The organism is Paenibacillus popilliae ATCC 14706 (assembly GCF_000315235.1).
GTDB classification, from domain to species: Bacteria; Bacillota; Bacilli; order Paenibacillales; family Paenibacillaceae; genus Paenibacillus_B; species Paenibacillus_B popilliae.
This window is the reverse complement of record NZ_BALG01000019.1, coordinates 20,462-33,695: the sequence shown is the minus strand read 5'-3', so window position 1 is coordinate 33,695 and position 13,234 is coordinate 20,462. Positions and strand designations below refer to the sequence as shown.

Genomic DNA, 13,234 nt, shown 5'->3' with positions numbered 1-13,234 from the left:
CATCATTGGCAATAAAGTTCGCCTATCGAAAATTGGTGACGTCAAGGTTAAGCTGCATCGTCAGCTCCAAGGAAAGATCAAAACCTGTACCATCGATTAACAGCTGGATTAACGTGGGATCCAGATGAACCAAGAATAACAGTACTATCTGATTTTAAACGACAAGTTATATTTGCAGGCACACTATCTGCTTTGCTTAGAACGATAAATGTTGAGGGTAAAATGATTGTTCAGAGTGTTCCTTTAATTGAAGGCCCTTGTAGAACATGTCACTCCCGATAATGGGAGTTCCCAGGAGTCTGGGGTCTGTCAACAATTTTGTGTAGTGCGGCCGGGCAAGGTCGTTAATTCTAGTGGGTGGGAGTCCCCTCAGGATAAAGCCTAACCAGCAGTCCTGTAGCTAGACTAGATCTTGGAGCTTATGCGGTAACGAATAGCTTTAAGCGTAGAACGGCAAAATAGCGGGCCGAAAGCGAATGCTGAAGTGATGGAGCCTCGAAAAATAAGCTGAGACAGGCCGATGTGGTTACACACAGAAGGAAATATCGGTTCGAGCATTTTTGGTGAGTTTGAATCGGCATTCCGGGGTCTAAGAGCTTGGCACGTTACAAACAGAGAATTAGCGGGAACCCGGGAGACCCTATCTCTTCCTGGAACCAGCGGGTATGCCGTACAAGTGAAAACCAAGCAAGAAAAGCAAAAGAGAGATAGGAAGCCACATCAGAAGACCTTGGCAAAGGATACAATTCCCACACGCAGAGGTGGAAGTGAATTGAAAACAAAACTTGTTAAGATAGCACAAGCAGCAAGAGAACGACCAAAAGAGCAATTTACATGCCTAATCCACCTATTGGACGAGAAGGCATTGTACATGTGCCATCAGGAACTGAAAGGGGAATAAGGCAGCTGGTGTGGACGAGGTTACGAAAGCGAAGTACGAGGAAAACCTGGAAATAAACATAAGAAATCTCCATCAATCCTTGCTTAAAATGGCTTACAAACCTCAGTCCGTTAGACGAATGTATATCCCTAAGCCTGGAAGCAATAAGATGAGGCACTAGGTATCCCGGCTTATGAAGACAAGAGTCTACCTACATTACGTACTGGACTTATGGTTCGAGAAACGAATGAAGAAGCAATGCAGAGGCCAGACCCATATGGTTCGATATGCGGATGATTTTGTATGTTGTTTCCAAACGGAAGGCGAGGCAAGAAACTTCTACCTGCAACTCAAGGACAGGCTTAAGAAGTTCCACCTGGAGATAGCACCTGAAAAGAGCAAGATTATAGAATTTGGCCAATTTGCTGCACAAAACAGGAGAAACAGAGGAGAGGGCAGGCCGGAAACATTTGATTTCCTGGGATTTACCTACTACTGTGGAAAAAGTCGAAATGGAAAATTCAGAGTGAAGCGACAAACGAGCAGAAAGAAATTTCAAGCTACTCTAAATCGAATGAAGCTATGGATAAAGGCGAACCGAACCCTGCAGGTCAAATCATTGTTAGCACAACTCATCCTTGGAGTCTATTGTCTGATGCGAGGCAGCTAAATGTTATTAGCCTCACATCTCCATAGCATTCCCATAGCTAAAACAAGAGGTTTTACCGCGCTAAATCAACAACAGAGACCGAAAAACCAGAAATAAACTAAAAACAATTGCAATTACAGTTACCCATTTTAAAAATTTTTCTCTTCTTTTATCCATTCTTTAAACATGCAAACGTATATCATTAAGCGTAATCTTAATATTATTCATTTTATTTAAAATTTGCTGTAATATCTCTTCTTTCAACTAAAATCATCTCCTTAATATAAAATAAAAAATGAAACGTGTTCCAGCAGCTTAATTTTATTTAGAGGAAAGTGCGTGAGTCTTTTTTATTATTTCTTGTGTGCCCCATGCGCCAGGGGCTGGCAGCCCGGCCAGCTTATCAGGCTCAAGAGCCGCTACGCTTGGCCATAATTCTCTCTGTACTCCCTTAAAAAATCCATCAATTCTTGCATACCACCCGATATAAAGCTTTGCTCATGTACATATTTCTCCACTGTTGCACATCCGAAGACACGCATATACTAACCCGCACATAACTTCCATAATATCCCTACTACAAGCATCACAATAACATCAATAAAACATGTAGTCAACAAAAAACCGGAGACACTACTCCGGTTTTCTAAGTTTCATACATAAAATAATGCATTTGGTTTCTTGATGTGTACCTTACCCTGTTTACGTTATCCTAAAATCATGCCCTCTACCGCTGCATCGCCTTCAACAGCGGCACGGCCTCCTTGGCAACGACGGAGACATAGGGATCGCCCTGTATGTAATAGCGCCACAGCTTGTCTGTGAATTCTTCCGCATACGGAATATTGATGCGCGGGGCAGCAACGATGCGATCCACGCCAGGGTAGGCCCCGGCTTCGAGCCACATCTCCTCACTGACCGTCAAGTCAAGGGCATTGCAGCGCTTGTCGATATTCAGCGCCATACAGAGCTTGCCGGGGCCGTTGCACAGGTCGGCCGGCTTGCGGGAGCGGATTGCGCGGAACGAACGCATCTTCACTTCGTCCTCCGCCGTGCAGGGGGCCACGGCCCGAATCAGCACCGCCTCCGGCTTGTCCTTCTGCTCCGCGACCACATTCAGGCAATGATACATGCCATAAATAAAATAGACGTACGAAGTTCCGCCGTCCGCGAACATCGGCTCCGTCCGGGCCGTGCGCAAGCCGCCGTAAGCGTGGCAGCCCTTGTCCTCAGGGCCTACATAGGCCTCCGTCTCCACGATCCGGCTGCGAATGATGCCCGCCGCCGTGCGCCGGACGAGCACCGTGCCGAGCAAGGTCCGCGCCAGCGACACGGCGTCCATCCAGTATAGGAGCCGAGACAACCGTTCCCCCGGCTCCAACGGACGAAATATCGTATGTCCACCATGTTCGGCCTCGGCCTGACTTCTGATATCCTCTTCTCGCTCCATCCTTCAACTCCTCTCCCGTTCTAGTCCTGACACTAGGATAGCATATTTCCTGCCATCCGACAGGCGCGTCATCCGGAAGTCACCCCCGAACAAGCACCGGACAGAGCAGCGTCCGGAGGGCGGCCGATCCGCTCCCACGGAGCGGATCGGGATCCGAAGCTACGGCTTCACGTAAGCGTAATTCAAATCAGTTGCTTCCTTAATGCAATCTGACGTATCGTACTCGTCGTTATTGATAAGGATGGTGACCGGATAGCATCTCATGCGCGCGGGATCATGCGGCAGCAGGAGCCGGGCCAGCGCCTCGATCTCTGTCACGGCCGGGTTGAGCCACGCATCGACCGCCTCCCGCCCTAGAATCGCCGGCATTCGTCCGTCGAATTCCGCCACCAGCTCGTTCGCCCGGGTCATGACGAGTGTACAGGTGGAATGGTCCTGCCCCTTGGCATCCTTCCACTGTTCGTACAGCCCGGCGACGCCGAATACATCCTTGCCGCCGAGCACCAGCCGGATAGGGAAGCTTTTCCTCCCTTCCCGCCGCCAATAATAGAAGCCGCTGCACGGGATAACACAGCGTTGGCGCTCGACAACCTTCCAATAGGCCGGATTTCCCTGCACGGAATAAATGTCCGCATTCAGGGAGTCTTTGCCCCAGAACGGAACCATTCCCCAGCGGTATTCGTCCAACACCCGCATACCATTGCGCTGCAGCACGACGGGCACAGTCTGGGTGGGGCTGATATTGTAGCGGTGCCGGTAATGAATCATGACCTTGTCGACCTCAAATTGCTGAATGATGTCCGGCAAATCGGCCGTGATCGAGAACCTTCTGCACATCCTGCATCCTCCTTTTGCTTGACCCTCTTCATACTTGTCCATTGAGGGCGTTCACAAACCGGCTTCCCTTTTTGCCTGCATCGGTTGCCCAGACGGCACCGGCAGATCCGGGATCGTGAACAAGAACTTGCTTAGGTTTTGTAAAAAAAGGGATAGTTATACAGGTATCCGTGCAGGATGCCAAAAAGGCGCCCCAGGCCTGAAGGCGGAGGCACCTCCTTTATTCCATCCAATGACTTCGCAGGGCGAATAGCTCGCGCAACTCCGTTGTGGACATTTCCGTAATCCATTTGTCGCCGCTGCTCATCACCTGCTCGCTCAGCTGCAGCTTCCGCTCGATCATACCATCGATCCGCTCCTCCAGCGTGCCAAGTGCAATCAGCTTGTGCACCTGAACGTTGCGGGTCTGGCCGATGCGGTAAGCCCGGTCGGACGCCTGATTCTCGACCGCCGGGTTCCACCACCGATCATAGTGGAACACATGATTCGCCGCCGTCAGATTCAATCCCGTTCCCCCGGCCTTCAGCGAGAGGATGAAGGCCGATGCGTGCCCGGTGCCCGCGGCGCGCTCCTCCTGGAACTGCTCCACCATCCGATCCCGCTTCTGCTTCGGTACGCCGCCGTGCAGGAACGGCACCGGATCGCCGGTCTCCCGCTCCAGCACCGCCTGCAACAGGCGCCCCGTCTCCGCATACTGGGTGAAGATGAGGCAGCGATCGCCTTCCGACCGAAGCTCCTCCAACATCTCCAGCAGGCGGACCAGCTTGCCCGAGCGTTCCGGCCTCCATCCGGACGGCCCTTCCTTGCGCAGCATCGCGGGATGATTGCACACCTGCTTCAGCTTCGTCAGGGCGGCGAGAATATGGGCACGCCGCTCCAACGTGTCCATCCGCTCGATCGGCGCGAACAGATCCTGCAGGGTCTGCTCGTACAAGGAAGCCTGCTCCGCCGTCAGCGGAACATACACCTTGGCCTCGTGCTTCTCCGGCAGATTGAGCTGGATGTGCGGGTCGCTCTTCATGCGCCGCAGCAGAAACGGCTGAACCAGCCGGTGCACCAGTTGCATCCATTCCTTGTCGCGGGTCCGCTCGATCGGCAGAATGTAGGTCTGGCGGAAGTGAGCGAGCGACCCCAGATAGCCCGGGTTTAAGAAATCGAAGATGGACCACAGCTCGGTCAAATGATTCTCGATCGGCGTCCCCGTCAAGGCGATCCGGTGTCTGGCCTGGAGCTTGCGAATGGCCACCGATTGCTTGGCATACGGGTTCTTGATATTTTGCGCTTCGTCGAGACAAAGCGAGCTCCAGACGATCTGCCGCAGCTCCTCCCGATCCTTGAGTGCCAGCGTATAGGTCGTAATAACAACATCCGCCTCCCGGACCGTAGCGGCAAAGCCTTCTCCCTTGGCCCGATCAAGCCCGTAGTGCACATGCACCTTCAAGCTCGGCGCAAACCGCTCCAGCTCCTTCTGCCAATTCCCCATCAGCGAGGTCGGGCAGATGAGCAGGGACGGAGCCTTATCCGGCTCCTCCTCTTGAATGCGGAGCATGTAGGCAATCCATTGAATCGTCTTTCCCAGCCCCATATCGTCAGCGAGACAAGCGCCCAGCCCGAAGCGCCGCATGAAGGCAAGCCAGGAGAAGCCCTGAATCTGATAGCTGCGCAACTCGCCGCGCAGGCCGGCAGGCAGTTCGCACAGCGGAATGGAGTCGTGATGCTTCAGCTTGTCGATGAACGTCTGAAGATAGCTATTCAGTTCCAGCTCCAGGCGAACCGCGTCTTCCTGATGCAGCGGATCCTCCTCTTCCATCGCTTTCCGTTCGGAAGCCATCTGCAGCTCCAGCACTTCGCTCAGCGACAGGCCGTCCCGCTCGGCCTTCATCATGATGCGCCGAATCCGCGCGGCTTCCTCCGGGTTCAACGCCACCCATTGTCCGTTTTGATAAATCAGCCGCCGATCCTCTTCAAGCAGGGTGCGGAATTGCTCCTCCGTGAACTGGGTGTCGCCGATAGCGAGCTTCCAGTCGAACTGTACCATCTGCTCCAGTCCGATATAGGAGGTTCCGGTAAAGCCGTTCCCGGACAGCTTCGCCTGCAGCCGTGTCTGCAGGCGGCGGGCACGCTGCCACCAGGCCGGAACGGCGATCAGAATCCCCGCGTCGGTCAGAACAAGGCTACCCTCCGTCAGGAACCGCCACGCCTCCGCCTCGGTAAGCTGCGTCTTCAGCCCGCCGACCGCCTCTTCCAGGGCGAGCCAAGGAAGGAGACGGACGATTTTGTCCGTCTCCTGATGCACGCGGCTGTCGACATAGGGCTGCCACACCTCCGGGAATTGGCCTTCCACGGCGACGGCCCGGTAGCCCCGGCCTTCGGGAATATACGCGCAGGCCAACTGCACGGCAGGCTGCTGCTTGTCTTGAAGCAGTACGCGCAGCCGCCACGGGGCACGCTGCTCCTCCGGCTCGTCCAGCCGCAGCATAAGGCGGAACGGCGTGTCGTCCTTCACCCAGCCGATCGTCTCCAGCCAGTCGTCCTCTTCCCACCAGGCCGCAGTCCGTTCGGGAAGGCGCAGCGTCTCGATGCCCGGCCTCACGGCCGCCATCATCCGCCATACGTTCGGATGATCGTCACGGCGGGCCTGGGCGTCAGCTATCAGCTTATCGAACCAGCCGGTTAGGCCTGGATCCCCGAGGGCAACCGCCTCTTGCTCCAACGCTTCCAGAGCCAGGCGCTCCTCCATCGTCATCTGCAGATCCCAGCCGCGCTCCCCCTGCTTCCACAAGTCGAATGACGGCCGGTACCGGCCGTCCTGCAGCACTTCCGCATAGATACGGGCGGCTGATGACGCGATGCGGAAGCTGTCTCCCCATGCAATCCCCGCCCATCGGACGGAGATCGGCTCCTCCGCCAGCTCCAGGAGCATGACGGGAGAAACGGCAATGCCCGGGATGCGGCCTTCCTCCGCCTCGTCCAGCATCGTGCCATAAAAGGATGGCTGATGCCAGCCGAACAGCGTATGCTTGAACGTCCGCAGAGACCGCCTGAACTCCCCGTGATGAAGCAGAAATCCGCCCTGCCGGCGAGAGAGGCATTCCACCTTCCAAGCTCCCTGTTCCTTCATGTCAAGAGCGCTCCTTCTCGTAACTCTTTGTGCAGCGCCCGCAAGCGGGCGTAACGGGCCGCGAACCGCTCCATGAACAGCTCCCATGTCCCTGCCGAGCCGCAGGCTATATAGAGCGGCTTCAACCGCTGAAGCAAGCGGGCGGCCTCGCGATAATGCTCCTTCGTCCGTTCCTCGATATGGTGCTCAATTGCCTGGTGGAACACCGGCAGCAGCAGCTCCGGAGCGGCACGCTCCACCGCTTCCAGTTCGCCAGCGGCGATCGCTGCAGGCGAGATCCGCTGCAACAGTTGAATTTCCGCCCAATCGCGATACCGTCCCTGTTCCAGCAAAAAGGAAGACACGTACGGATAGATCCCAGGCAGCAGGGACAGGACAAGCGCTTCCAGGCCGTCCTTGTCGGGCATCCGTTCATAGACCCGCTTCCAAAATCCCCAATATTGTTCCAATTCGGAGATCCGGCCGGACTGGCGGATCAGCGGAGCAAGGGCTCCCAGCCAGTAGACAATCGGCTCATAGCGTCCGGAGCGCTCATGCTCGCGCAAATATCCCCAGTACCGCCCGGGATCGTTGTGGTAGGTCAACTCGCTCAACCGCTTCACCGCCTCGGCTTCGCGTCCGAGCAGCACTTCCAAATGAACCAACGCCACCCGAATCGCGTCCCGGCGCCGCGGACGCAGCGAAGAGACGGGAGCGAGCATTCGCTCCAGCCTGCGGTGCGCCTCCTTCATCCAGTCCGGCCGATTCAGCACCGTCGACCAGAGCAAGGCGAGCACTTCTAGTCCGTCGATGGCCGATTCCTCTTCAGACAAGGCTACCCTTTCCGCGATCTCGCCCAGGCTGGATACATGCTGCTCATAGGCGGCAGGGGTGGCGGAAAGGTCGTAAGACTCCGCCAGCCGCCGCAGCTCCTCCATATAGGTCAGGACCGTCTCTGCAGCCGGAGCGTCCTGCCCCGGATAGCTTATGGATCTGCCCTGGACGTACCGGATAGACAGTTGCCGCAGCAAGAAGAGCAGAACATGCATGCGGTACAACGGAACGATCTGCTCGGGAAAGCGTTCTTCCTGGCGGTACAATTCATTTCGGACCCAGGCCGCGATATCGGTCACCGGGGAATGGTAATCGGTGAATGGCTTGCTATATTTTCGATGAAAAAAATCATGCCATTCTTGTGCCGGAGCCGACGGGGACAGACTCACCTGCCAAGCCTTCTTGCGCCGCTCCAGTTCCGCCTTATGCTCCGCTCGCTTGCGCTGCACCATGCGTTGGCGTTCCTCTTCGATATAGACCTGGCGGAATTCCGCCAGATACAATTCCGGCTTCTTCCCCAGTTCCTCACACAGTTGAAAATAGACGGCGGACATATGCTTGCACCCGCCCTCCTCCGGACAGGTGCACTGGCTTCGCTTGACGGCGGTGCAGTTGAACCGGACGCGGTAGCGCTTCGTCTCATAAACCTCGGCCGCTATCCATTGATCCGGGTCTTCTCTACCGCCGGCCTGCACTTCCTCCACCATATCCAGCACGGCCTGCTTGCGGTAGTAGCGCCAGCCCTGTTCCAAAGTCGCGTAGCGAAAACGGCGCTTCATCTGCTCGGTTACACGGTTGAATGTCTTGACGGATAATCCTAGTTGTGACAAGCGCACGTACCTCCACTTTCACGGCTTCTCAAGGAGAAGGCCGCATTCTGTATCCTTTCAGTTTACACAAAATCAACGAAAGATAGAAGGAAGTGAACAAAAAACGACCTGTGTAGCGTAACGGAGGCCGCGCCAAAAAAAGAGGGCCCGGGAACATTCCCAATCCGCCCTCTTGCGTTATGCCGCCTATCCCTTACTTCGCCTTGATACTCATCGTGCCGAACCCCTTCACCTTCAGCGTTAGATTGTACCGTATCTCGGCATCCGCCCAATCTCTCTTCCACTTGTCCACATGCGGGGATAATGAATGCGGACATCATCGCCCAGGCCAAGAACATCGTCCGGTACTCCTTCTGGGCCTTATGAAGCATGTCGGCGATCCGGGCCTCCACCTGCTTGGACGCATCGGCCTCGACCTGCCGAAGATCCCGGAAATAGAAGGTTTAGCCCGGATAATGCTGTCCGAGCTTCTTCATTCCTCCTACTTCTTTTTTCGTACCTGATTCTGGACAGGTAACATGTTCGGCCGGTAGTTCATCCAGGTCAGCGGAGCCCGCACGGGATAATCGTTCCAATCCCGAATGCGATAAGGGGATGCCGGGCTAACGTAAGGGAGGCCAAAGCTCTTCAGCTTCATTATATGGCTGCTGAGCGCCAGGAAGAACAGAGCGACGCTGTACAGGCCGAATACGGTGGCATCACTTTCGATCAAGGTTACCGACTTCGTCTTGTTGTTATAGACGATATCGATGCTTGCCTCCTTGGCCTTCGGCCGCACCGGAATAAGGGGGTTCGAAGCGTATACGTGGGTTCGTGTAACTCAGTTCTTGGCGATGCTTGTAATGAGAATTGATTATTCATCTTAGTCCCTGCCTATCTGAATGGGTTCCGTATCTTATTCAACAAGCAGGTGTAACTTCCTTTCCATTTTTTATAACTTAAGTTAAACTTACATATATTTGTAATAAATGGGGACGATTAGTTACTTTTAGAGTAATAAGAAAAGGACAATAAAAAAGATATTCATGAGGTGGTTCCAGAAGTACAAAGAGCTATTGGGACTTCTCCAGAACTACTTCAATCAATAAATGGGTAAATGGTGAAATGGTTAATCATGATAATGTAAATTTAAATCAATTTGCTAAAGACCTTGCAACATTTTTAAAAGAATTTCAATTAATTGACTGCACTGGAGGACCTATAGGAGGTACGCATAACTTCTTTCGTGGAGGAGATTTAGCTGTATATCACGATGAAACACAATCTGCGCTCATGGAATTAAGTAATGTAGTTGATGTTAAAACATGCATTGAAATATGGAACAAAGCAATGAATACAAAATGGACAAAGGCGCCTGTCTGGGTTCATGGAGATATAGCTCCAGGCAATTTGTTGGTTGAGAATGGTAGACTGTCAGGAATAATTGACTTTGGAAATTTAGGAATAGGAGACCCTTCATGTGATCTAGTTATGGCATGGACATTCTTTGATAATGAAAGTAGACTCACTCTCATGGAATCAATGATATTAGATAAAGATACTTGGGATAGAGCGAGAGGTTGGGCATTATGGAAAGTGCAAAAAATAATTAACGGTTATACTTCCTGATCCAGAGACTTTTTGAGCGAACTTCTTATTCCTGCGATATGCCACATATGTGATAGTGGGAGAAAATAAAGTATTAGACTGCACGTCTAGCACTTTATTTTCTCCAACAATATTGCACCGTAGACCGTAAGGATACGTAACCTAAATGTATCAGTTATTAACCACTCAGGTTATTAACCATTACTCACACACAGAGTGTCAGCGGAAGCTTACATTTTGTACGCCTTCATCGCCTGACGGATCTCTTTCCACGACGGGCGCTTGCCGTACATCAGGACGCCGGTACGGTAAATCTTCGCCGCCAGCCAGCCGAACACGAAGACCGAGACGAGCAGGATAACAAGCGAAGTCCCGAATTCCCACCAGGCCACCTCGCCTACGCCCAGGCGCAGCAGCATAGATGTCGGCGTGAAGAAGGGAATGAACGAAGTAATCTTCACCAGCAGCGAATTCGGCGTTGAGACGCTGAAGATCGCAATATAGAAAGCCGCCATCGTCAGCATCGTAATCGGCATAATCGCCTGGCCGAGATCCTCCGTCCGGCTAACGATCGAGCCAACGGCCGCGTACAGGGTCGCGTACAGGAAGTAGCCCAGCACGAAGAGCAACAAGCCGCCGCCTACGACCCCCCAATCAATGATCATCGACATATCCAAGTTCATGTCCTTCAGCGGCGCGCTATTATGCGGCAGCATTAAGTTCCCGATCATGACGATGATAAAAAGTCCAATCTGCATTAATCCGAGGATAAACATCCCGATAATCTTCCCGAACATCTGGGCGAGCGGTGAGACGCTTGTAATGAGAATCTCCATAATGCGCGAGCTTTTCTCCTGTGTAACTTCGGACGCGATCATATTCCCTGTCATCGTATTCGTCATAAACAACAAGATGATGAGCACGGTGACGACCAAGACCGATCCCCCCTCCTTGGCGGGACTCTTCTCTTCGGCGGCATGGCCGCCATCCTTCAGGATCGCCTTGTTCTCGACTTGAACCGGCTCGTTCAATTGGGCGATCTGCTCCGGAGTCAACGAATCCTTGACCAGCCACTCCGTCTTAATCAGCGCGAGCGTGCCTGTCAGCTTCGATTCCTTCTCCATGCCGAGCGCGTCTTTCCCGGAATAGACGACAAGCGGAAATTCTCCCTTTGCCTTTTCTTCGAATGTAATATACCCTTCGATCTTGTCCGCCTGCACATCCTTCTTCACCTGCTCCTCCGTCGCATCCATATACGGAACGAAGCGGAAGTCCGGCTTCTCCTGCTTGGCATAATGATCGGTGAGCGACTTGGCAATGTCCGGATGCGGCCCGGAGACAACGCCGATCGTAGTCGGCTCGTTATTCGAGAACAAAGATATGAAGTACGGGACGTTGGCCCCTATGCTGATCAGCAGGGCGAGAGTCAGCGTCGAAATAATAAACGATTTGTTCATTATCTTGGTCCGCAGCGTAAATCCGATCACCGTCCATACTTTATTCATTCAAATCACCTCCTACCGCCTTGATGAAAATTTCGTTCAAGGTCGGCTCCTTCACTTCGAAGCGCTGAATTGGACCTTGGGCGAGTGCCTTCTCCAAAATCTTCTGCGCCGCAGCCTCGTCGCTGATCCGAATCCGGTATCCTTCCTCCGTCCGGTTCACGTCGGCTACCCCCGGAATCGAGGCCAGCCCTTCCATTTCCCCGGCGGCGCGAAGCAGCACCTGCTCCCGTGGGTATCGGGACTTCAACTCCCGCAGCGAGCCTTGGACGACCGCAGTGCCCTTCTGCAAAATCGTCACCTTGCGGCACAACTCCTCGACATGCTCCATCCGGTGGGTCGAGAACAGAATGCTCGTGCCTTGGTCGCGAAGCTCCTTGACGGTCTCCTTCAGCAACTCGACATTCACCGGATCCAGCCCGCTGAACGCCTCATCCAGAATGAGCAGCTTCGGCTTATGCACAATGGCTGCGATGAACCCGATTTTTTGCTGATTCCCTTTGGACAGCTCTTCAATCTTCTTATTGTAGTTCTCCGGCACATTAAAGCGCTCCAGCCAATATTTGAGATTCCGGTCCGCTTCCTTGCGCGGCATCCCGCGCAACTGCGCTAAGTAGGTCACCTGATCGCTTACCCGAATCTTCGGGTACATGCCCCGCTCTTCCGGCAAGTACCCGAGCGTGCGCTGCAGTTCGGTATGGAACGGCCGGCCGTTATAACGAATTTCCCCTCCATCCGGGTAAATGAGACCGAGCACCATACGCATCGTCGTCGTCTTCCCTGCACCGTTCGCCCCGAGCAGACCGTAAATTTCCCCCTCTTCCACGTCCAGACTCAGGCCGCTGACGGCTATCTTGTCCGCATACTGCTTCACGACTTGCTTCAACTCTAATGGCTTCATTCACTTCGAACCTCCTGATTCAATTTGATTCCATACGTCGGAATATCATCCCATTCGATGTCGGCCGTCTGCCGCGGAATAATGCCGTTCTCTTTCAGGAACGCATCGTCCCGCTCCGCCCAGATTGCTTGACAGTCATTGAAGCTGCAATAAGAAAACGCCCCCTGCCTGCTTTTCTAACGGAAGCAAGCATAAGGGCTTAATTGCGTACCTAGCCGAAGATGGCTTCGATGACCGGCTTCGTGTGGCCGCCTGGGTACAGTATATAAAGAAGCGTATATACGACAACGCCGGTGATGGCAGTAATGAACCAGATGATCGAGGTTATTTTTCCGATTTTTCGATGAATCTTGAACTTGGATCGGAATCCGGTTACCAATGTCGTCATGCCGAATACCGCTGCCACGGTAGCGAGCACAATATGGAACAGCAGGAAAATGAGATAGATCGTCTTCAATCCTTCAGGGCCGCCCCAGGATGTGTTGCCGACAAATACGGTCCGTGACACGTAAATGATAAAGAACAGAAGGGCGGCTACGGCTGCCGCGATCATCGTCTTCTCGTGCGCCTCGCGCTTGCCCTTGATGATAAGCGCCCAGCCGATCGCGACCAGAATCGCACTAATGACGATAAATGTCGTGCTTACCGTAGGCATGAGATAATA

The 13,234-nt window shown here is 53.6% G+C and carries 10 protein-coding genes; 2 read left to right on the top strand and 8 right to left on the bottom strand.

All coding sequences use genetic code 11. From position 1 onward, the window contains the following. Positions 1–1,127: 1,127 nt before the first annotated feature. Positions 1,128–1,550: a reverse transcriptase domain-containing protein gene (locus PPOP_RS01820; protein ID WP_234399645.1), complete on the top strand. Its 423-nt coding sequence runs from the start codon at positions 1,128–1,130 to the stop codon at positions 1,548–1,550. Between the two features lie 706 nt (positions 1,551–2,256). On the opposite strand, the gene PPOP_RS01815 is transcribed toward PPOP_RS01820, so the two are convergent. From PPOP_RS01815 to PPOP_RS01790, 5 genes are all read right to left on the bottom strand, one after another. Next, the gene (locus tag PPOP_RS01815; protein WP_093470950.1) at positions 2,257–2,979 is read right to left on the bottom strand and encodes a DNA-3-methyladenine glycosylase; all 723 of its coding nucleotides are present in this window, start codon (positions 2,977–2,979) and stop codon (positions 2,257–2,259) included. 159 nt (positions 2,980–3,138) lie between these two features. Next, the gene (locus tag PPOP_RS01810) at positions 3,139–3,816 is read right to left on the bottom strand and encodes an SOS response-associated peptidase (protein ID WP_006284307.1); all 678 of its coding nucleotides are present in this window, start codon (positions 3,814–3,816) and stop codon (positions 3,139–3,141) included. A 220-nt stretch (positions 3,817–4,036) separates the two neighbouring features. Then, positions 4,037–6,937, bottom strand: a complete 2,901-nt coding sequence (locus PPOP_RS01805; protein WP_006284306.1) for a DEAD/DEAH box helicase — start codon at positions 6,935–6,937, stop codon at positions 4,037–4,039. After that, positions 6,934–8,586, bottom strand: coding sequence for a hypothetical protein (locus PPOP_RS01800; protein ID WP_006284305.1), 1,653 nt, complete (start codon positions 8,584–8,586; stop codon positions 6,934–6,936). The genes PPOP_RS01805 and PPOP_RS01800 overlap by 4 nt, the downstream gene beginning before the upstream one ends. Positions 8,587–9,061: 475 nt before the next feature. Continuing rightward, positions 9,062–9,358, bottom strand: coding sequence for a spore germination protein (locus tag PPOP_RS01790; RefSeq protein ID WP_006284304.1), 297 nt, complete (start codon positions 9,356–9,358; stop codon positions 9,062–9,064). Positions 9,359–9,660: 302 nt separating this feature from the next. Here PPOP_RS01790 and PPOP_RS01785 point away from each other — a divergent pair, with 302 nt between their 5' ends. Then, entirely contained in the window at positions 9,661–10,188 is a 528-nt protein-coding gene (locus PPOP_RS01785) for a phosphotransferase (RefSeq protein WP_340139736.1), read from the top strand. 209 nt (positions 10,189–10,397) lie between these two features. On the opposite strand, the gene PPOP_RS01780 is transcribed toward PPOP_RS01785, so the two are convergent. The 3 genes from PPOP_RS01780 to PPOP_RS01770 all read right to left on the bottom strand — a co-directional run bounded on the left by PPOP_RS01780 (position 10,398) and on the right by PPOP_RS01770 (position 13,225). Beyond that, positions 10,398–11,672 carry an ABC transporter permease gene (locus tag PPOP_RS01780; RefSeq protein ID WP_006284302.1) on the bottom strand — a complete coding sequence of 425 codons (1,275 nt, stop codon included), beginning with the start codon at positions 11,670–11,672 and terminating at the stop codon, positions 10,398–10,400. Next, positions 11,665–12,570, bottom strand: a complete 906-nt coding sequence (locus PPOP_RS01775) for an ABC transporter ATP-binding protein (protein WP_006284301.1) — start codon at positions 12,568–12,570, stop codon at positions 11,665–11,667. Before PPOP_RS01775 ends, PPOP_RS01780 begins: the two co-directional genes overlap by 8 nt. A gap of 211 nt (positions 12,571–12,781) precedes the next feature. Next, positions 12,782–13,225 carry a DUF420 domain-containing protein gene (locus PPOP_RS01770; RefSeq protein ID WP_422730605.1) on the bottom strand — a complete coding sequence of 148 codons (444 nt, stop codon included), beginning with the start codon at positions 13,223–13,225 and terminating at the stop codon, positions 12,782–12,784. Positions 13,226–13,234: the final 9 nt, after the last annotated feature.

Coding starts and splice junctions, on each gene's coding strand:
- PPOP_RS01815 (WP_093470950.1), bottom strand. CDS start 2,979: ATGGAGCGAGAAGAGGATATCAGAAGTCAGGCCGAGGCCGAACATGGT.
- PPOP_RS01805 (WP_006284306.1), bottom strand. CDS start 6,937: ATGAAGGAACAGGGAGCTTGGAAGGTGGAATGCCTCTCTCGCCGGCAG.
- PPOP_RS01810 (WP_006284307.1), bottom strand. CDS start 3,816: ATGTGCAGAAGGTTCTCGATCACGGCCGATTTGCCGGACATCATTCAG.
- PPOP_RS01820 (WP_234399645.1), top strand. CDS start 1,128: ATGAAGAAGCAATGCAGAGGCCAGACCCATATGGTTCGATATGCGGAT.
- PPOP_RS01780 (WP_006284302.1), bottom strand. CDS start 11,672: ATGAATAAAGTATGGACGGTGATCGGATTTACGCTGCGGACCAAGATA.
- PPOP_RS01775 (WP_006284301.1), bottom strand. CDS start 12,570: ATGAAGCCATTAGAGTTGAAGCAAGTCGTGAAGCAGTATGCGGACAAG.
- PPOP_RS01770 (WP_422730605.1), bottom strand. CDS start 13,225: ATGCCTACGGTAAGCACGACATTTATCGTCATTAGTGCGATTCTGGTC.